Source organism: Streptomyces sp. CBMA152, assembly GCF_014596475.1.
In the GTDB taxonomy this organism is placed as follows: Bacteria; Actinomycetota; Actinomycetes; order Streptomycetales; family Streptomycetaceae; genus Streptomyces.
On sequence record NZ_MECJ01000005.1, the window covers coordinates 1 to 18,703 of the forward strand.

Here is an 18,703-nt window from a genome sequence, read left to right on the forward strand (position 1 = left end):
GGCAGGCCGGGGTTGTCAATCTGGCGTTGACTTTTGGCACGCTGTTGAGTTCTCAAGGTACGGACGCTTCCTTTGTTCCCGTTTCCGGGCCCTCCGGGCGCTTCCTTCGTTTCCGACTCTATCAGACTCTTTCGTGTCCGATTCCCGGTCTCCCAGGTTCAAGTCGTTTTGTCTTTCCGGCTGTTGGGCCGTTCCGACGTCCCAGACTCTAGCCGATTTCCCGGGCGACTCCTAATCGAGCGAGTCATCCAGTCCACCGGTGCACTTCCAGTCCGTTCGAAATGGAATTCGGCATGCCGAAATTCATCCCGATCGGGAGGTCGTGCTGAGTTGGGGTGCCGCAAGTCTGCGGCGGACGGCTGTCGCAGAACCGTTCCGGCTCCGCGACAACCCGGAGAACATTACGCGCCCGTTGAACTCACGTCAACCCAAGGCCGGGTCGGCCCGGATCGGACCGGGCCGACCGGCTCAGGCCTCGCCCGGCGTCGGCTCCAGCCGCAGCGAGATCGAGTTGATGCAGTACCGCTGGTCCGTCGGGGTCGGGTAGCCCTCGCCCTCGAAGACATGACCCAGGTGCGAGCCGCAGCGGGCGCAGCGCACCTCCGTGCGGACCATGCCGTGCGAGCTGTCCGCGATCAGTTCGACCGCGTCCGTGTCCTTCGGGTCGAAGAACGACGGCCAGCCGCAGTGCGACGCGAACTTGGTCTCCGATGTGAAGAGCTCGGCGCCGCAGGCCCGGCAGGAGTAGACGCCCTGCGTCTTGGTGTCCGTGTACTCACCGACGAAAGCGGGCTCCGTGCCGGCCTGCCGCAGCACGGCGTACTCCGCCGGGCTCAGCTCCGCGCGCCACTGCTCGTCCGACTTCTCGACCTCGTACGACATGGCAGGGACTCCCTCAGTTGGACAGGCGGGCCAGGATCTGGGGGCCCAGGTCCGTCACGTCGCCCGCGCCCATGGTGAGAACGAGATCGCCCGGCCTGGCCATTCCCGCGACGACGTCCGGCACGGTCGTCTTGTCGTGGACGGCCGTGACGTCGGCGCCTGCCGCATGGGCGGCGTCGATGATCAGCGTGCTGGTGACGCCCGGGATCGGGTCCTCGCGCGCGGGGTAGATGTCGAGGACGACCGAGGCGTCCGCCAGGGCGAGCGCCCGGCCCATCTCGGCACCCAGCTCCTGCGTACGGGAGAAGAGGTGCGGCTGGAAGACCACGAGCAGGCGCGAGTCCGTGGCAGCGGAACGCATCGCCTCCAGGTCGGCGGTCATCTCGGTCGGGTGGTGCGCGTACGAGTCGATGACCTGCACGCCGGCCGCCTCGCCCTTGAGCTGGAGGCGGCGCTTGACGCCGGTGTACTTGCCGAGCGCCGAGGCCAGGTTGTGCGCCGGGATGCCGAGGGCGACGCCGGCGGCGAGCGCGGCCACCGCGTTGTGCGCGTAGTGGCGGCCGGGGACCGAGACCGTGAAGGTGAGGAACTTGCCGCCGAGCAGCACGGTGACCTCGCTGGTCAGACCGCGCGGGGTGACCTTGTGGACGCGTACGTCCGCCTCGGGGTCCTCGCCGTACGTCACGACCTTCAGCGACGACAGGTCGCGCACCCGGCGGGTCAGCTCGGCGGCGCCGGGCTGGTCGGCGGCGACGACGAGCGTTCCACCGGGGACGATCTTGCCGACGAAGGTCTCGAAGGAGTCGTAGATCTCGTCCATCGAGGCGTAGTTGGCGTGGTGGTCGAGCTCGACGTTGAGGACGATGGCGACCTCGGGGTCGTACTTCTGGAAGCTGCGGTCGCTCTCGTCCGCCTCGGCGACGAAGATGTCGCCCTCGCCGTGGCAGGCGTTGGTGCCGGGTCCGGCGAGGTCGCCGCCGATCGCGTACGAGGGGTCGAGGCCCAGCTCGGTGAGGGCGACGGCCAGCATCGAGGTGGTGGTCGTCTTGCCGTGGGTGCCGGCGACGGCGATGGCGCGCAGGCCGCCCATGAGCGACGCGAGCGCGTCGGAGCGGTGGACGACCGGGATGGAGAGCTCGGCGGCGCGGGCGAGCTCCGGGTTGTCGGCGCGGATGGCGCTGGAGACGACGACGCAGCTGGCGTCGGCGGCGAGGTGGTCGGCGGCGTGCCCGATGTGGACGGTCGCGCCGAGCGCCCGCAGCGCGTCGGCCGTGCCGGACTCCTTGGCGTCGCTGCCCGCGACCTTGGCACCGCGCTGGGCCAGGATCTTCGCGATCCCCGACATTCCGGCACCGCCGATGCCGATGAAGTGCGGCCGTTCCATGGCGGTGGGAATCGCGGGTGCCATTGCGTGTGTCTCCCGGGGGTGCGACGTACAGAGGTGGGCATCAGCCTATGCGGTGTCCCGGCGATCGCGGTCCGGGACGGCTCGTCGTGCGGTGGCGCACGCCACGCGCGCGGTGGCTCGCCCTCGGGGTCGCTCCCTGAGCGGCGCGCGCCCGTCGCCAGGCGCTGCGCGCAAGCCGTGAGCGCCCGGCACGCAGAGCCAGGCCTCACTGCTCGCTGTGCGCCTCCTCGCTGTGCGCGAACAGCTTCAGGACCGGTACGCCGACCTTGTGGCGGGCCCGCGAGGCCCAGTCGCGGTGGAAGAACTCCTCGACGTAGTGCGGCGCGGTCAGCACGATCACCTCGTCCGCGTTCACCTCGTCCACGACGGACTTCAGCAGGTCCAGGGGATGGTCCTCGACGATCCTGCCCACGGCCTCGCACCCCTGGTCGCGCAGGACCCGGAGCGAGTACTGCAGGCCGACCTCGGCGGGCTGGCGGGCCTCGCTGCCCTCGGGTTCGTCGGCCTCGTGGACGGCTTCGTCGAGTTCGCCCAGCGCCACGTCGTCGATGGCGCGCAGCAGCCGGTCCTGGTCGCCCCTGGGCTGCATCAGGACGACGAAGGAGACCGGCTCGTCGCCGTGCAGGGTGGTGACGAATTCCACGTCGACGGAGGTCAGGGGCTTCTCGATCATCAAAACGCTCGTGAACACGACAGGCGCCCTTCTCTTCTCTCCGTGGCCGGTGCCGCCTCGAATCGTCTTCGGCGGCGGCCCGGCCCCTGCGGAAACCATCCTTCCCCGTGCCCGCACGGGGTCTGCGTGAGTAAGTGTGCCCGCCGGAAGCTAACCGGAACGGCAAATTCCGCTGATTGTCAGATCCGACGGTAACGCGTGTAGAGGAACCCGGCCTCCTCCAGAAGCGACTCAAGCTGGAAGCGTTCCGGGACGCTCACCGGGGGGCCGCCCGCGATGCGCTGGGCGGTGCCCGCCGTCAGCAGCGGGGACACCGTCAGACAGAGCTCGTCGAGGACTCCGGCGGCCACGAACTGGCCGAGCAGCCGGGGCCCGCCCTCCGTCAGCATGCGCGGCAGACCCCGGCCGGCCAGCGCCTCGACGGCCCGGGCGGGCTCCACACCGGGCCCGTCGCCCGCGACCACCACCACCGCGCCCGCCAGCTCGGCCTCGCGCACCCGCTCCGGGGGCGCGGCGGCCCCCGTGAGGACGAGGGTCGGGACCAGCGGCGAGGTGAAGAGGGGCAGGCCGAAGTCCAGGTCGAGGCTGGCCGTGACCACCGCGATGACCGGGGCCGGGCCCTGGCCCGCCGCCTCGCGCCGGGCCGCGAAGGCCTCCCGCGCCCTGGCCGGGCGGTAACCCTCCTGGCGTACCGTTTCCGCGCCGACCACGACCACATCGGCCAGCGCCCGCAGCGTGCCGAAGATACGCATGTCGGTGTCGGAGGAGAGCGGCTGGGAGCGGCCCTCGTGCTGGCCCGCGCCGTCGAGCGAGGAGACCATGTTGGCCCGCAGCCAGGGGCCGTCCGTCTTGGGGTACGCGTAGGCCTCGGCCAGCGCGTCGAACGACCACTCGCCCTCCGGCTCGGACGGTGTCTGGTCGGTCACAGGGAACAGGCGTCGCATCCGTGCAGTCTTACACGGCGCTTACAGTGGGGAACTGTGTCGACCAGCCCGATAATCGAAGCGGCCCCGCTCTCGCTCTGCGCCCGCGAACCGCATGTCCCCGCCGACCGTCTCGTCGCCGAGATGGTGCCGCCGCCGCGGTTCGACTCGGTCCGCTTCGAGACGTACGTACCGGACCCGAACCAGCCGAGCCAGCGCGAGGCCGTCACGGTCCTCAGCTCCTTCGCGGCGGGTCTGGGCGGGGCGCACGCCACCGGGAGCGGGCGCCGCAAGTGGTTCGCCCGCAAGCCGGCCGCGCCCGTCGCGCCGCGCGGGGTCTACCTCGACGGCGGATACGGCGTCGGCAAGACGCATCTGCTGGCCTCGCTGTGGCACGCCACCCCGGCCGAGCCCGCGCTCAAGGCCTTCGGCACCTTCGTGGAGCTGACCAACCTGGTCGGCGCGCTGGGTTTCCAGCAGACCGTGCGCACCCTGAGCGGGCACCGGCTGCTCTGCATCGACGAGTTCGAGCTCGACGACCCGGGCGACACCGTCCTCGTCTCCTCGCTGCTCGCGAAGCTGGTCGAGGAGGGGGTCGCACTGGCCGCCACCTCCAACACGCTGCCCGGCAAGCTCGGCGAGGGCCGGTTCGCGGCTGTCGACTTCCTGCGGGAGATCCAGGGTCTGTCCGCGCACTTCAAGCCACTGCGGATCGACGGCGAGGACTACCGCCACCGTGGGCTGCCCGAGGCCCCGCCGCCGTACTCCGACGAGCAGGTCGCCAAGACGGCGTACGCGACCGAGGGCGCGGCGCTCGACGACTTCCCCGGGCTGCTCGACCATCTCTCGCGCGTCCACCCCAGCCGTTACGGGGCGATGACCGACGGGCTGAAGGCGGTGTGCCTCACCGATGTGCAGCCGGTTCCGGACCAGTCGACGGCGCTGCGGCTCGTGGTGCTCGCCGACCGGCTGTACGACCGCGAGATACCGGTGCTGGCCTCCGGCGTCCCGTTCGACAAGCTGTTCAGTGACGAGATGCTGAACGGCGGCTACCGCAAGAAGTACTTCCGGGCCATCTCCCGCCTCACCGCCCTCGCCCGCGACGCGAAGGGGCTTGTGGGGCAGTAGGTTTGGCACACAGGGGGCCCAAATCCCCCTCAGCCACCAGAAGGGAAACATCATGGCCACCACGCGTACGGCGCACACGGTCTGGGAAGGCGAGCTCATCAAGGGCTCGGGGACCGTCAGCTTCGACTCGTCCGGCATCGGTTCGCAGCCGGTCAGCTGGGCGTCCCGCGCCGAGCAGGCCAACGGCAAGACCAGCCCGGAGGAGCTCATCGGAGCGGCCCACTCCAGCTGCTTCTCCATGGCCCTCTCGCACGCCCTGACCGGCGCGGGCACCCCGCCCACCCGCCTTGAGACCAAGGCCGACGTGACGTTCCAGCCGGGCGAGGGCATCACCGGCATCCACCTCAGCGTGCGCGGCGAGGTGCCGGGCCTGGACGAGCAGGGCTTCGCGGCCGCCGCCGAGGACGCCAAGAAGAACTGCCCGGTCAGCCAGGCGCTGACGGGCACGACGATCACGCTCACGGCCGAGCTGGTCTGACACTGACGCCGGGCTGGGCAACAGCCCGGGCAGTGGCTGGATCCGGCCCACGCAACAGCCTGCGTCACGACCGGATTCGGCCACTTCGAGGCGACACGACCCGCATGATTCACGGATCACCGAACGCGTGATTTGATCATGCGGGTCACGTCTTCCTGTCCGCCAACAGGGGAGTTGCCTCATGTCCGAAGCAGGAGCAACACGACGTCAGTTGCTGGCCCGCACCGGCGCCTCGGCGGCCGCGATCGCCTTCACTGGTGCGGTGACCGAGCTCTTCGCCGGGGGTCCGGCGTCGGCCACCGCCAGTCGTCGCGGGTACGGCCCGCTGATTCCCGATCCGGCCGGGCTGCTCGATCTGCCGGAAGGATTCCGCTACCGGGTGCTGTCCCGGGAGGGCGACCCGCTGCGCTCCGGCGAGGGCCGGGTGCCGGGCAACCACGACGGGATGGCCGCGTTCGCGGGCCGACGCGGCGGAGTCCGGCTGGTCCGCAACCACGAGAACCGGGTCACCGCCGCGATTCCCGTCCCGCATGTCGCCGGACTCGTGTACGACCCGGGCGGCAGGGGCGGCTGTACGACCCTCGATCTCGACGCGCACAACCGGGTGCTCTCCGAGCGGGTCGCCCTCAGCGGCACCGCCGTCAACTGCGCGGGTGGGCGCACCCCTTGGAACACCTGGCTCAGCTGCGAGGAGACCGAGGACCGGGCCGGTACCAACGGCTACACCAAGGACCACGGCTTCGTCTTCGAGGTCGACGGCGCCGATCCGCACCGCACCGGAGCCGTACCGCTCACCGCTATGGGCCGCTTCCAGCACGAGGCGATCGCGATCGACCCGGGCAGCGGTGCCGTGTACGAGACCGAGGACGCCTTCGACAAGCCCTTCGGGCTCTTCTACCGCTTCCTGCCGAACCGGCCGCTGGGCGGTACGGGCTCGCTGCGCGCGGGCGGCGAGCTCACCGCGATGCGCGTACCGGACGTGCCCGATCTCTCCGTGATCCAGCGGCCCGGCGCCCGCTTCGAGGGGATCGAGTGGGTGCCGGTGCCCGATCCGCTCGCCCGGGACACCCCGGTCCGGTTCCAGGACTTCGGCCCGGGCGGCATCACGCACGCGCAGAAGCTGGAGGGCTGCTACTGGGGCGGCGACTGCGTCTACTTCGTCTCCAGCTACGCGCGCGTGGCCGAGGGCGCGGGCGCCGACCACTTCGGCCAGGTGTGGCGGTACGAGCCGCGCCGCGACCGGCTCACCCTCGTGGTCGTCTTCGGCCCGGGCACCGACGTCCGGCTGCCCGGCGACTCCCCCGACAACATCTGCCTCGCGCCGGACGGCGGGCTGATGGTGTGCGAGGACGGCAACGGAGCCCAGCACGTCTTCGGCCTGACCCGCCGCGGCGAGGTGTACGCGATGGCACGAGGCCGCCAAGACATCGGGAAACCGGGCAGCCCGGAATGGGGCGAGTTCGCGGGGGTCACCTTCGCGCCCGACCGGCGGACGATGTACGTCAACTGCTACACACCGGGGACGACCTTCGCGGTGACGGGCCCGTTCGCCCATTAGCACTCGCGCCGCGTCGCGTTCCGTCGCACGATCGAGGGAACCGACCGAAGGGGTGCGCAGTGGCCAAGAAGGGCAAGAAGAAGCCCGAGCGGCAGGATCTGCGCTCGCTGCTGCGCATCCCGGTGGGCAGGCCGGTCGACCTGACCGCGTATCCGCCCGACGCCACTCCGGGCGGGCCCAAGGGCAAGGCCGAGGGCCTGGCGGCGACCGCCGAGATGGGCGAGGAGCTGGCCGAGCTCCAGGAGCGGCTGTTCGCGGCGAGTACAGGGGGCGACCGGCGCCGGGTCCTGCTCGTCCTCCAGGGCATGGACACCAGTGGCAAGGGCGGCACGGTCAAGCACGTGATCGGCCTGTTCAATCCGTCCGGCTGCCGGATCACTTCGTTCAAGGCGCCCACCAGGGAAGAGCTGAACCACCCCTTCCTGTGGCGGATCATGCGGGCGCTGCCACAGCCCGGCGAGATCGGCATCTTCGACCGCTCGCACTACGAGGACGTCCTGATCGCCCGCGTCCGCGAGCTGGTCCCGCGCCGCCGACTGGGCCGCCGCTACGGGCAGATCAGCCGCTTCGAGGAGTCGCTCGCGGACGACGGGGTGAGCGTGATCAAGGTCTTTCTGCACATCGGTTACGAGCAGCAGCGCCGCCGACTGCTCGAACGGCTCGACAACCCCGAGAAGCACTGGAAGTTCGACCCGGGCGACATCGACGAGCGGGCACTGTGGCCCGCGTATCAGAAGGCGTACGAGATCGCTCTGGAGCGCTGCTCGACGGACGTGGCCCCCTGGTATCTGGTCCCCTCCGACCGCAAGTGGTACCGGAACTGGGCGATCAGCAGACTGCTCCTGGAGCAGCTGCGCGAGCTCGACCCGAAGTATCCGGCGGGCGACTTCGATGTGGCGGAGTGCCGACGGCGGCTGCTGACCTGACGTACCGTCAGAGAACCATCCCCTCCTGGAGCCAGCGGCTCACCCGGTACGGGAGCCACCACGCCAGCTCGCCGACCTGGAGGACCAGCTGCTCGCCCAGGAAGTCGGCGAGGACGGCCGCGGGGACGTCGGCGGCCGGGGCGCCGTAGGACAGGTCCGCGATGGCCTCGCGGTACTCCGGCTCGTCGGCGGTGAAGCGGCGCAGGTCGCCCCAGCGGCGGTCGCGGATCTGGACGAATCCCGGGCCCTGGCGCCACAGGCACTTGCACAGATAGTGGCCCCGCCGCCAGGACTCCAGCACCTCGGCCGCCTCCCCCGGGCCTTCGAGGCGCTGCGGCGGCTGGAGGTGACCGAGCGCCCGCCAGGCGTCGTCGGGCGCGGCCGGGTCGAGCAGCAGCTCCCACTCGACGAGGACGGCCCGGGCGGTGAGGTCCCGGACCAGGCTGAGGGCGCGTACCGCGTGTTCGGCCGTGTCCGGGTTACCGGCCCCGGCGAGGTCCACGGGCCGCGCGAGCCGTACCCGGCGGGCGCCCAGCTCCCACAGCCCGTCGCTCTCGGCGTCGACGGGACCGGTCAGTTCGCGTTCCCCGAGGTCCATACCGGGCAGGCCGCAGGCCTCGGGGTCGTAGTCGCGCCAGGCCGTGACGGTGAGCGCGGGGCCGGTGGTGAGGGCGGTGGTCATCGGTGGTGTCCTCCTGCTCCGGTGTGCTCGCGGGTCATACGCCGACGGGTTCGGGGGCGGTGGGCCTCTCGCCCGGGGCGGTGGCGTCGTCGGCGTGGCGCATGAAGTCGAGGCGCAGCAGGTCCTCGTTGACCGCGGCGGGCGCGATGTGGACGTACTGGCCGCCGTCGGTGAAGACCAGGCCGAGCGCCACCCAGGAGTCGAGGAGCGCGCGCATCCCGCTCTCGTCCGGGACCTCGCCGCCGGCCCGGGCGGCGGCCTTGCGGGCGAGGGCGGCCGGGGTGTGCGGCTGGTCCAGGAGGCGGAAGACGGCGAGCTCGAACGGGCGGGTCAGCTCCAGGGTGCGCCAGGCGAACATCCGGCGCCTGCTGACCAGGACGATCCTGTCGCCGAGGTCGGTGTGGGTGAGCCGGGCGGCCGAGTGGTGCTTCTTCCAGGCGTCCAGCGCGTCGTTGAGCGAGGTGACCGTGGGCTCGCCGATACCGCGCTGGGGGGCCTCGAAGACGTACGCGAGGTCGTAGAGCTCCGACTCGGGCAGGTCGTAGGTGAAGCGGTAGTGCTCCTCGGGGCGCAGCCCGTCGAAGCCGAGTTCGGGCCGGTTGAAGTAGGGGCTGAAGCGCTCGATGGCGATCCGGGCGGAGAGGTCGACCGGCGGGTCGAGGTGTTCCAGGGCCGGGAGCTGGGCGATGACCGGTTCGTAGTCCTCGACGGTCTCGCCGGGGAAGCCGTGCAGATAGTTCCAGGAGACGGAAAGTCCGGTCTCGGCGCCGTCGCGGAGCATCCGGACGTTCTGGCAGCCGCTGACGCCCTTGTCCATCAGGTCGAGCACCCGGTCGTTGAGGCTTTCGATGCCGGGCTGCACGTAGATGAGTCCGGCCTCGGCGAGCGTACGGAGCTGGTTGCGGCGCATGTTCGCCTTGATCTCGATGTGCATCCGCAGGTCGTAGCCGCTCTCGATGATGCGCGGCAGCACCGTGGAGAGGTAGCCCATGTCGAGGATGTTGTCGACGAGGTACATGTCCAGCACCCGGTGGCGGCGGGCGAGTTCCATGATCTCCTCGTAGAACGTCTCCGGGCTCTTGGAGCGGTACTGCATGAACGACCCGTTGAGGCCGCAGAAGGTGCAGTGGTGCTTCTCGCCCCACCAGCAGCCCCGCGCCCCCTCGACGACCAGCTTGGGCTCGATCCAGTTGTGCGCCACGGACGCGGCCAGGCGCTCGAAGTACCCGCTGTAGTCGGGGCCGAGGATCGCGGCGGGCGGCAGCGGGCGGGTCGCCATGGGGTTGGCGGTGCTGGTGCCGTCGGGGGCGCGGTGGCACAGGCCCGCCACGTCCGTGAGGTCGCCGCCCTCGGTGAGCGCGGTGAGCAGCTGCGGGAAGGCGGCCTCGCCCTCGCCGCGTACGACGTAGTCCACGAACGGGAAGTTGCGGTGGACGGCCTCGCCCTGTTCGCCGTCGCAGTTGGCGCCGCCCATGACGGTCACGATGTGCGGGGCGAGCCGCTTGACGTGCTTGGCGGCGGCCAGGGCGGCGGTGTTCTGCTGGAAGGTGGAGGTGAAGCCGACGACGTCGGGCGCGTACTCGACGATGCGGCGGGCGATCATCTCCACGAACTCCGGTGCCCGGCGGTGGAGTTCGTACGACAGGTCGAGGCGGGCCTTGCGGAGTTTGCCCTTCATCGCGTCGGTGAATTCCTGGACGCGCCATTCGGGGTCGTCGTAGAGGGCGGAGGAGAAGACCCAGTCGCCGCAGCCCATGAAATAGGAGGAGAGCGAGTAGAACTCGTAGTCCTTGGCGGTGAATTCGGTGTGCTCGGTGATCCAGTCGATGTATTCGAGATTGGCGTGCAGCACCTCGGCCGAGCCGCCGGGCACGCATTCGGTCACACTGCGTTTGAGAATTCCCAGGGCCAGCGACGGAAGATCGATCGGCGACCAGGGCATATTGACCAGCAGTACACGCATGTCGGCTCCTCGGGCCCTGCGGAGAGATACGGAACACGCTCAAAGAGGCACGGCGGGAACCGGCCGGGCCGGCGGCGGACCGCCGGACCGGCCGGCGAGGATCTACTCCTCGGCGCCGGGATCGTTGCGACGCCGGCTGACGCTGACGCTCACGCCAACGGACCGCATCTCCTCGTCGTCGACGAGCGGGTCGCTCTTGATGACGTCCTTCTGCACGGCGGAACTCCCTCTCTGGCGATGGAGCGGTGCCGGCCCGGCGGCGGACCGCCGGGCCGGCGGGGATCACTCCTCTTCGCCGCCCTCGGCGTTGCGGAGCGGGATGGTGACCTTGACGCTGACGCCGACGGCACGGTTCTCGTCGTCACCCGCCAGCGGGTCGTTCTGGATGATGTCCTTCTGCATGACCGGTTCTCCTCTCGGTGGGTCGGGTGGTGCCGGCCCCGGCGGGCGTCGTGGTGGCACGGGCCCGTCCGGGGTCCCCGCTCCGGTGCGGGCGGGGGGTCTGGGGGGTGGCGCCGCGCAGCTCCCGGTCGAGGAAGACCAGGGCGCGGCGCAGGACGGCGACATGGGTGTCGGCCGCGTAGCCGTTGTGGCCGGTGTCCAGCCACATCGCCTCATGGCGCACGCCCGCGCGGCGCAGCGCGGCGAGGTAGCCGCGGACCTGGCCGGGCGGGCACTTGGCGTCCCGGGTCGCGGCGGCGACCAGGAGCGGTGCCCGCACGGCGGCGGCGTAGTGGCGGGGTGAGCTCAGCTCGTACCGTTCGGGCACCTGGTCGGGGGTGCCTCCGAACAGCCGCTCGTCCAGGGCGCGCAGGGCCGCCGTGGTGGTGCGGGAGGCGACGGGGTAGTCGGCGATCGGCTTGACCGCGACGCCCGCGCGCCACAGCTTCGGGTGGACCCCGGCGGCGAGCAGGGTGAGATAGCCGCCCCAGGAGAAGCCCCACAGGCCCACCGCGTCGGCGCGGACGAGGCCGCGTGCGGTGAGGTCGGCCCGTACCGCGACGAGGTCCGCGACCTGGGTGAGCCCGACTCCCTCGTCGAACGCCCGGCGCCAGCGCGGCCCGTAGCCGGTGGAGCCGCGGTAGTTGACGCGGACGGCGGCGAACCCGGAGTCGACCAGCGAGTGGACCACGCCGTCGTAGGCGTCCCGGTCGTGGTCGGCGGGGCCGCCGTGCACCAGGAACACGGCCGGGACCGGGCCCCTGCGGCCCTCGGGCAGGCTCAGCAGGGTGTGCACCGGGCCGTCGGGGCCGGGCGTCCACAGGTCCCGGTGCTCGCCCGGCACCTGGCTCGCGGGGTCGTGCGCCGGGGGCAGCGGGGTGCCCTTGGTGGAGGCGATCCGGGGCGGGGTCGCGGTGTCGGTCCAGAGGTAGTGCACATCGTCGGCGGCCCGGGGCGCCGCGTCCAACAGGGTGCCGCGCGGCGTCGCCACGGTCTCGGTCGTGCGCCGTACGAGGTGTACGCGGTGGAGCGCGCTGCGGCCGTGGCGGTCCTGGCGGACCAGGACCGAGCGGCCGTCGGGGTACCAGCGGGCGGTGATCTCGGTGTCGAACGGCTGCCAGGCGTGGGTGGTGATCCCGCTCCCGGGCCGCCAACTGGCCAGCAGATAGCGGTCGCCGCTCTCGCGCACCAGGAGCAGTTCGGCCCGGTCGGCCACGGGTGCGAAGCCCAGGCACCAGAGTCTGCCGTGGCCGCCGTCGCCGGGGAGCACCGCGCGTACGGTGCCGTCGTCGGCGAGCACGGTGACGGCCCGGGCCGAGCCCGCGGCGCCCGTGAGGGCGAGGAAGCGGCCGTCGGGGGTGATGCCGCTCAGCGCGGCGTGGCCGTCGACGCGCGTCACCTCGCGGGCCTCGCCGCCGCGCGGGCCGATATGGACGGCGGTGGTCCGGGCGTCCCCGATGCCCACGGCGACGATCGCCCGGTCGGCGACGGCGAGGCCGCGCGGCTCACCCGGGCCCACCCCTGTAAGGCCCGGACGGTCCGCGCCGCCGTGGAACGGCTGGAACATCCAGCGGCCCCGGCCGTGTTCGTCCTCGTCGAACCACCAGATGTGCGCGTCCCGGTCGATCGCGCCGTGCAGGGTGCCGCGCGGCCGGTCGGTGACCTGGCGGGCCGCGCCGGTGACCGCGTCCCAGGTGAACACCTCGCAGCGGCCCCCGGCGTCGGCGGTGAACACCATCCGGCCCGGGTCTGCGGCGCACACCTGGGGCAGCGCGGCGAGGTAGAGGTGGTAGCCGCGGCTCATCCGGCCGCTCCCCGCAGTCGGCCGCGCACGGCCGTCGTCCGCAGGGCGAGGAGCGCCAGCACACCCGAGCAGAGAACGGCGGGCGCGGCGGTCCCGGCGCCGGCCGCGAAGAGCCCGGCGAGGACGGGCGCGAGGGCGGCGGCGCCCCCGGCCGAGGTCGCGAGCACCGCGCCGACCCGGGCCTGGAGGTGGGGCGGTGTCTCCTGGATGGCGCGGGACTGGAGCACCACCACGACCAGCGGCATCAGCAGACAGAACACCCCGAACAGCGCCCCGTACGTCCAGGGCCCCTCGGCCGTGGCGAGCCCGGCCGCGAGTGGGACGAGCAGCCAGGACACCGCGACAAGGAGGCGGGCGGCGCTGATCCGGCCCGCGAGCCGGGGCGCGGCGAGCGATCCGGCGAGCCCGGCGGCGCCGGCGAGCCCGAGGACCAGGCCCATCGGGGCGCCGCCGTGGCCGCCCTCTTGGAGGGTGAACACCGCGCCGTAGAAGAGCGTGACGATCACGCCGTTGACGGTGGTGCTCCAGAGAAGGACCAGGCGCAGAAAGGGCGAGGTGCGCACGAGAGCGAGCCCCGCGCCGAGTTCGGCGGTGAACGCGGCGAGGCGGCGGGGGCGGGCGTCGGAGGGCGTGCCCTTCTCCGCGCTGTCGTTGTCGCTGTCGGCGCGTTGCGGCCGCAGGTCCGACTCGGTGCGTTCCGGGTCGCTCTCGTCGCGCTCCGGCCGCAGGTCCGAGCGCAGCGATCGGACGAGCGCGGCCGCGACGGTGTACGAAAGCGCGTCCGCCAGGAACGGCAGGGCGCGCGAGACCTGGTAGAGGGCGCCGCCGAGCGCCGGGCCGAGGATCAGCGCGCCCTGTTCGCCCGCCTGGAGCCCGGCGACCGCGCGGGGGTAGTCGGCGGGCGGCGCGATCATGGCGACGGTGCCGGTGGCGGCGGCCTCGTACACCGCTGCGGAGAACCGTTCCACCAGGACGACGGCGATCAGCAGGGCCAGCGGCGGGGTGCCGGTGGCGACCGAGAGGGTCACGCCCGCCATGGCGAGCGCCGAGACGGTGGCGGACCAGAACATCACGGGCTTGCGCGCGCCCCGGTCGGCCGGGATCGCGGCGAACGGGGCGAGGAGCAGCCCGGCGGCCGTGGAGACTCCGGCGATCAGCCCGACGGTCGCGGGCGAGTGGCCGAGCCCGAGGAGCAGCAGCGGCAGGATCACTCCGGACGCCTGGGTGCCGAGGGCGTCGGCGGCGTGCGCGGTCCAGAAGAGGCGTACGTCGCGGGGTAAGGGAGGCCGGGCGGGCCCGTCTCCCTCTGGAGGTTCGGCGGCTTCCCCGGGAGGTCCGGCGGTCCTGTCGGCGGCCGCTTCCGTGGAGCGCGGTGCCGACGGGCCGGAGCCCGGGGCATTCGAAATCTCCACAGCTACCTCACAGTTGGTCAGACTTGCGAAGGAAATGTGCAGGAATCGAAACGAAACGAGCCGGAGCCTAACCAGGGCGTCGCACCGCTCACAAGAGTTCTGCTGCGACGGCCGGATTCCGACTTCGTAAGCGCCGGGCAAAGAAACCGATTGCCCTGTAGGCCTCACTCCATCCGGCGGTTCTTACCGGGTTCGCACCCGGGGGACGAGGGAATCCGCAGCCGTCCCGGGCGGACGGCGGACCCCTTCGCCGCATCACCGCTTCACGGTGGCGAACACCGGCCCCGGGCCGACGGGTTCACCCGCAGGCCGGTGGGGCATATGCGCTTCCCGGCGGGAAACCCCGCGCGGCTGCGGAATCCGTACCCTGGCGCGGCGCGAGGCCGTCCGGTCGCCGGTCTCCGCGCGTTCTTCGGCGGCTCCGGCGGATCGGGGTGGGGCAGGCGCTCCGGTTCACTCATTGGCCGGAAACGTGCGCCGCCCGGCGGCGGCGCGCACCGCCACTCCCCCACTGATCGGATAGTTTCCGCCCGTGACCATTTCTGTACAAAAGCTGCTGGCGGTTGCCGTTCTCGGTGCCGCGCTCGCGGGCTGCAGCTCGGATCCCGCCCCGTCCGACCATGCCGCGAAGGCAGCGCCGGGGGCCGGCAAGCCGTCGCCGTCGACCGCCGCTTCCTCGTCCCCGGCCACGACCACGCCGCAGCCCGGCAAGCAGGTGCCGACGATCGCGCCCGGGCCCGGCGGGCTCACCCCGGTCTTCGAGCGTGCGCCCAAGGGCGGGCAGAAGATCGTCGCGCTCACCTTCGACGCGGACATGACCGCGGACCAGGGGCCGCGCGCAGCGCAGGGCGAGCACTTCGACAACCCGGCGCTCATCGACGATCTGCGGCGGCTCAAAGTGCCCGCCACCATTTTCATGACGGGGCGATGGGCCGACGAGTACCCGGCCGAGGCGCGCGCCATCGGGGCCGACCCGAACTTCGAGGTCGCCAACCACTCGTACAGCCACTACGCCTTCAAGTCCCCCTGCTACGGCCTGCCGGTCGTGGCCGAGGGCGAGATGCGCACCGACGTGGAGAAGGCGACCGCCTCCTTCAAGAAGGCGGGCGTACGCAACACCGTCCCGTACTTCCGCTTCCCCGGCGGCTGCTACAACGACGACGTGCTGCGGACGCTGGCCCCACTGAAGATGACCGCCATCCAGTGGGACGTGGTCAGCGGCGACGCCTTCGCGCACGACGCGGACGCGGTGGCCGAGCAGGTCCTGACCGGGGTGAAGCCGGGCTCGCTCGTGGTCATGCACTGCACCCGCAGCGCGGCGCCCGTCACCGACACGGCCATCAAGCGGATCGTGCCGGAGCTGCGCAAGCGCGGCTACCGCTTCGTGAAGGTCTCGGACCTGATCGGCTCGGCGGCCGAAGGGTAGGGCCTGTCCTTGCGTACGGGCGTGGTCACCCGCGTCGCGAACTGAGCGCGCACGCGGTCGCCCAGGCTGCGGCCGTCACGGCCGCGGCCGCGATCAGCGGCACCACCGCCAGGTGCACCGCGCCGGTGTGCGAGCCGGTGACGAGGCCGTTGACGGCGTACGTGGCGGGCGAGGGCGCGACCACCAGGGCGAGCAGTGCGGCGAGCGTGGTGAGGCAGATCGACCAGCCACGCGCGCGTAAGCAGCGGACGGCTGCCGAGCGCCCCGACCGCCGCGCCGAGCAGCGCGCACACCGCGCCCGCGAGCAGCCCGGCCACCGTGGCGGGCCCGAGCGGTACCGCGACCCGGTGATCGGCGCTCGCCGGGTCGCCCACCGCCACCACGTACAGCGTCCCGGCGGCCCCGAGCACCCCGGTCGCTCCCAACGCCGTGAGCAGCGCGGCGAGATGGACCCGGCCGGGGCCCGCCGCCGCGGCCGCGCAGTCGCGGGCGGCGGCCGGTTCCTGGGTGACGCAGACCCGGGCGAGCCAGGCGCCGACGGGGAGCAGCCCGGCGGCCGCGTACCCGAGGGAGTCGAGGACCGGGTTGCCCGGCTGGATGCCGATCCCGACGAACGCCGCGTACAGCAGGACGGGCGGAAGCCAGCGCTGCGAGCGCAGCAGCAGGGCCGTCTGGTAGCGCACGAGCGGGTTCATGGGCGCGACACTCCTCGGATGTGCCAGGGCGGCCGCGCGGTGAGCAGCGCGCGCAGCAGCGCGTCGGAGTGGGCGGGTTCGACGGTCAGCGTGTGGGTCCCGTCCGGGCCGTGGGTCAGCACAGGTGCGCCGGGCAGCCCGTCGGGCGGGACGGGGCCGACGACGTCTATGCGTACGAGGTCACCTTGCGCCCGGGTCGGCGCGGCGTCTTCGGCCCGGCGGACCAGACCGCCGTCCTCGACCGCGTACCGCGTGTCCACCGTGTCCGCGAGCCGCCGGGGGTCGTGGTCGACGAAGACCACGGCGGCGCCGTCCGCGACGCGTTCGGCCACCGCGCGGTCCAACTCGGCGCGCGCGGCGGTGTCCAGGCCGGTCCAGGCCTCGTCGAGCACCAGCAGTTCGGGCCCGGCGAGCAGCGCCTGGGCGGCGGCGACCTTCTGGCTGGTGCCCTTGGAGAGCTCGGAGAGCGGGGTACCGGCGTGGCCGCCCGCGCCGAACCGCTCCAGCCACTCCCCCGCGCGCGTGGCGGCCGCTCGCCGGGACAGTCCGTGGATGCGCCCGAGGTGGATGAGGTAGCCCTCCGCCGTGAACGGCAGGGCGGCGGGGAAACGTTCGGGCACGTACGCGGTGCGGGGACGGCCCCGAACGCGGCCCTCGGTGGGCGCGTCGATCCGGGCCAGCAGGCGCAACAGGGTGGACTTGCCGGTGCCGTTGGTGCCCTCCACGCGGACCAGGGTGCGCGGGGGCAGCTCAAGATCGACCCCGCGCAGCACCCAGGGGCCGCCGATGCCGTACCGGCGGCCCACCGCGGCGAGGGAGAGCACCGGACTCAGTGCTGCTCCATCTTCTTCGGGGTGGCCTCGCTCGGGCGGACGATGACATGGCCCTCGCCCTGGAGCATCAGCTGTACGGCCTCACCGGAGCCGCCGCGGATCATCGAGCCGATGGACTGCGAGCGGTGCAGCGAGGTGGCCAGGTCGGCGGTCCAGCCGACGACCGCGTCGGTGTCCACGTACACCGGCTGCTGCGCGGTCACGGGAATCACCAGCGGGTTGCCCTCGCAGATCAGGCCGAGCCGGCCCCGGCCGGTGAAGACGCTGTTGAAGAGGCCGCCACCGGCTATGCCGGAGCCCTTCATGGTCTTGATCTCGTACGAGAGGGACGCGTCGAAGCAGAGCACGTTGCGGCCGTTGACGGTCAGCTTGTCGCCCTGCTCGATGTCGACGATAAAGCAGTTCTGCGCCTCGTGCGCGAACCACGCCTCGCCCTGGCCCGAGACCGACATCAGCGGCAGGCCCTCGCCGGTGACCGCGCGCTTGAGCATGCCGCCAATGCCCTGGCCGCGCCGCTCGAACTGCAGCTTGCCCCGGTAAGCGATCATCGCTCCCTGGCGCGCCAACATCTCGCCGTCGACGGCGTACTTGATCGACTTGGCGTTCTGCAGGGTCATGCCGGGGGCGGTGGCCGGCTGCGCCATGGTGTCCGTGGCAAAAAGATCGCTCTTCATGCGCGCATCCTGACCCGGAAGGGTTCATTCCGCCAAGAATCCGGAAAGACGCGGCTGGCAGACTGGGCGGGTGAGCAGCGAAGAGACCCCCGAGACGCCCCCGGCAAGCCCGTTCCACCAGGAGCCGAACGTCCGCGACGAGGCGCCCCAGTACGTGCTTCCGCTGGTCGTCCGCATAGAGAAGGCGGAACCGCCCGCCCGTACCGACGCCCTGGAGACGGCGGCCCGGGCCGTCCTGGTGATGCTCAGCGACGAGCGCGCGCTCGGGGACGGCGAGTGGGCGCAGGCGATGCGCGACTGGCAGGACGCCAGGATCCGCAAGGTGGTGCGCCGGGCGCGCGGCGCGGAGTGGCGCAAGGCGTCGACGCTGCCCGGCATCACGGTCACCGGGAAGTCCGCCGAGGTGCGGGTCTTCCCGCCCGTCCCGCTCGACGGCTGGCCCAAGGAGCTGGCCAAGCTCCAGGTGTCCGGCACGGACCTGGACGACCCGGCTGCCCCCGGCGCCGCCGACCCCCTCGCGCCGGTCCTGTGGCTCAACCCGGAGCTCGACATGTCCGCGGGCAAGGCGATGGCCCAGGCCGGGCACGGCGCCCAGCTGGCGTGGTGGGACCTGTCGGAGGCGGACCGCCGGGCGTGGCGGGACGCGGACTTCCCGCTGTCCGTTCGGGTCGCGGCGCGCGAGCAGTGGACGGCGCTGACCACGAGCGGGCTGCCGGTCGTACGGGACGCGGGCTTCACGGAGATCGCGCCGGGCTCCTGCACGGTGGTCGCGGACCACCCGGCGCTGCGCGGCTGAC

General features: G+C 72.2%; 16 protein-coding genes and 1 pseudogene. 6 read left to right on the plus strand and 11 right to left on the minus strand.

Annotated features, from left to right (window positions below; translation table 11 throughout):
• Window positions 1-468: 468 nt before the first annotated feature.
• The 4 genes from msrB to BG418_RS05340 form a co-directional block, all read right to left on the minus strand.
• Window positions 469-882, minus strand: coding sequence for a peptide-methionine (R)-S-oxide reductase MsrB (msrB, locus tag BG418_RS05325; protein WP_188272524.1), 414 nt, complete (start codon window positions 880-882; stop codon window positions 469-471).
• A 13-nt stretch (window positions 883-895) separates the two neighbouring features.
• Window positions 896-2,290, minus strand: a complete 1,395-nt coding sequence (gene murC / locus BG418_RS05330) for a UDP-N-acetylmuramate--L-alanine ligase (RefSeq protein ID WP_188272525.1) — start codon at window positions 2,288-2,290, stop codon at window positions 896-898.
• A gap of 205 nt (window positions 2,291-2,495) precedes the next feature.
• Window positions 2,496-2,981, minus strand: a complete 486-nt coding sequence (locus tag BG418_RS05335) for an indole-3-glycerol phosphate synthase (protein ID WP_188272526.1) — start codon at window positions 2,979-2,981, stop codon at window positions 2,496-2,498.
• Window positions 2,982-3,142: 161 nt separating this feature from the next.
• Complete coding sequence (locus BG418_RS05340) at window positions 3,143-3,907, minus strand: pyrimidine reductase family protein (RefSeq protein WP_188272527.1); 765 nt, start codon at window positions 3,905-3,907, stop codon at window positions 3,143-3,145.
• A 36-nt stretch (window positions 3,908-3,943) separates the two neighbouring features.
• Between BG418_RS05340 and zapE the strand changes: the two genes are divergently transcribed.
• The 4 genes from zapE to BG418_RS05360 all read left to right on the plus strand — a co-directional run bounded on the left by zapE (window position 3,944) and on the right by BG418_RS05360 (window position 7,976).
• Window positions 3,944-5,014 carry a cell division protein ZapE gene (gene zapE, locus BG418_RS05345; protein WP_317453513.1) on the plus strand — a complete coding sequence of 357 codons (1,071 nt, stop codon included), beginning with the start codon at window positions 3,944-3,946 and terminating at the stop codon, window positions 5,012-5,014.
• A gap of 52 nt (window positions 5,015-5,066) precedes the next feature.
• Entirely contained in the window at window positions 5,067-5,492 is a 426-nt protein-coding gene (locus tag BG418_RS05350) for an OsmC family protein (RefSeq protein WP_188272528.1), read from the plus strand.
• 181 nt (window positions 5,493-5,673) lie between these two features.
• Window positions 5,674-7,050, plus strand: a complete 1,377-nt coding sequence (locus BG418_RS05355; protein ID WP_188272529.1) for an alkaline phosphatase PhoX — start codon at window positions 5,674-5,676, stop codon at window positions 7,048-7,050.
• A 59-nt stretch (window positions 7,051-7,109) separates the two neighbouring features.
• Window positions 7,110-7,976, plus strand: coding sequence for a PPK2 family polyphosphate kinase (locus BG418_RS05360; protein WP_317453514.1), 867 nt, complete (start codon window positions 7,110-7,112; stop codon window positions 7,974-7,976).
• Window positions 7,977-7,983: 7 nt separating this feature from the next.
• Here BG418_RS05360 and BG418_RS05365 read toward each other — a convergent pair whose 3' ends face one another.
• The 4 genes from BG418_RS05365 to BG418_RS05380 all read right to left on the minus strand — a co-directional run bounded on the left by BG418_RS05365 (window position 7,984) and on the right by BG418_RS05380 (window position 14,278).
• Window positions 7,984-8,658 carry a DUF5825 family protein gene (locus BG418_RS05365; RefSeq protein ID WP_188272531.1) on the minus strand — a complete coding sequence of 225 codons (675 nt, stop codon included), beginning with the start codon at window positions 8,656-8,658 and terminating at the stop codon, window positions 7,984-7,986.
• A gap of 34 nt (window positions 8,659-8,692) precedes the next feature.
• Entirely contained in the window at window positions 8,693-10,621 is a 1,929-nt protein-coding gene (locus BG418_RS05370) for a RiPP maturation radical SAM C-methyltransferase (protein WP_188272532.1), read from the minus strand.
• A gap of 361 nt (window positions 10,622-10,982) precedes the next feature.
• Window positions 10,983-12,866, minus strand: coding sequence for an alpha/beta fold hydrolase (locus tag BG418_RS05375; RefSeq protein ID WP_188272533.1), 1,884 nt, complete (start codon window positions 12,864-12,866; stop codon window positions 10,983-10,985).
• On the minus strand, window positions 12,863-14,278 hold the full coding sequence (locus tag BG418_RS05380; RefSeq protein ID WP_317453515.1) for an MFS transporter: 1,416 nt from the start codon (window positions 14,276-14,278) through the stop codon (window positions 12,863-12,865). Before BG418_RS05380 ends, BG418_RS05375 begins: the two co-directional genes overlap by 4 nt.
• Before the next feature lie 532 nt (window positions 14,279-14,810).
• Between BG418_RS05380 and BG418_RS05385 the strand changes: the two genes are divergently transcribed.
• Window positions 14,811-15,704, plus strand: coding sequence for a polysaccharide deacetylase family protein (locus tag BG418_RS05385; RefSeq protein WP_188272534.1), 894 nt, complete (start codon window positions 14,811-14,813; stop codon window positions 15,702-15,704).
• Window positions 15,705-15,729: 25 nt separating this feature from the next.
• On the opposite strand, the pseudogene BG418_RS05390 reads toward BG418_RS05385, so the two are convergent.
• The 3 genes and pseudogenes from BG418_RS05390 to BG418_RS05400 form a co-directional block, all read right to left on the minus strand.
• Window positions 15,730-16,399 (minus strand): annotated as a pseudogene (locus BG418_RS05390) (ABC transporter).
• Complete coding sequence (locus BG418_RS05395; protein ID WP_223184420.1) at window positions 16,396-17,232, minus strand: ATP-binding cassette domain-containing protein; 837 nt, start codon at window positions 17,230-17,232, stop codon at window positions 16,396-16,398. Before BG418_RS05395 ends, BG418_RS05390 begins: the two are co-directional and overlap by 4 nt.
• Window positions 17,229-17,906, minus strand: coding sequence for an AIM24 family protein (locus BG418_RS05400; protein WP_188272535.1), 678 nt, complete (start codon window positions 17,904-17,906; stop codon window positions 17,229-17,231). The genes BG418_RS05395 and BG418_RS05400 overlap by 4 nt, the downstream gene beginning before the upstream one ends.
• Before the next feature lie 70 nt (window positions 17,907-17,976).
• Here BG418_RS05400 and BG418_RS05405 point away from each other — a divergent pair, with 70 nt between their 5' ends.
• The gene (locus tag BG418_RS05405) at window positions 17,977-18,702 is read left to right on the plus strand and encodes a peptidyl-tRNA hydrolase (protein ID WP_188272536.1); all 726 of its coding nucleotides are present in this window, start codon (window positions 17,977-17,979) and stop codon (window positions 18,700-18,702) included.
• Window position 18,703 lies beyond the last annotated feature (1 nt).

Excerpts from the sequence above, each read along its gene's own strand:
- msrB (WP_188272524.1), bottom strand. The coding sequence starts at position 882 with ATGTCGTACGAGGTCGAGAAGTCGGACGAGCAGTGGCGCGCGGAGCTG.
- murC (WP_188272525.1), bottom strand. The coding sequence starts at position 2,290 with ATGGCACCCGCGATTCCCACCGCCATGGAACGGCCGCACTTCATCGGC.
- BG418_RS05340 (WP_188272527.1), bottom strand. The coding sequence starts at position 3,907 with ATGCGACGCCTGTTCCCTGTGACCGACCAGACACCGTCCGAGCCGGAG.
- BG418_RS05350 (WP_188272528.1), top strand. The coding sequence starts at position 5,067 with ATGGCCACCACGCGTACGGCGCACACGGTCTGGGAAGGCGAGCTCATC.
- BG418_RS05355 (WP_188272529.1), top strand. The coding sequence starts at position 5,674 with ATGTCCGAAGCAGGAGCAACACGACGTCAGTTGCTGGCCCGCACCGGC.
- BG418_RS05365 (WP_188272531.1), bottom strand. The coding sequence starts at position 8,658 with ATGACCACCGCCCTCACCACCGGCCCCGCGCTCACCGTCACGGCCTGG.
- BG418_RS05370 (WP_188272532.1), bottom strand. The coding sequence starts at position 10,621 with ATGCGTGTACTGCTGGTCAATATGCCCTGGTCGCCGATCGATCTTCCG.
- BG418_RS05375 (WP_188272533.1), bottom strand. The coding sequence starts at position 12,866 with ATGAGCCGCGGCTACCACCTCTACCTCGCCGCGCTGCCCCAGGTGTGC.
- BG418_RS05400 (WP_188272535.1), bottom strand. The coding sequence starts at position 17,906 with ATGAAGAGCGATCTTTTTGCCACGGACACCATGGCGCAGCCGGCCACC.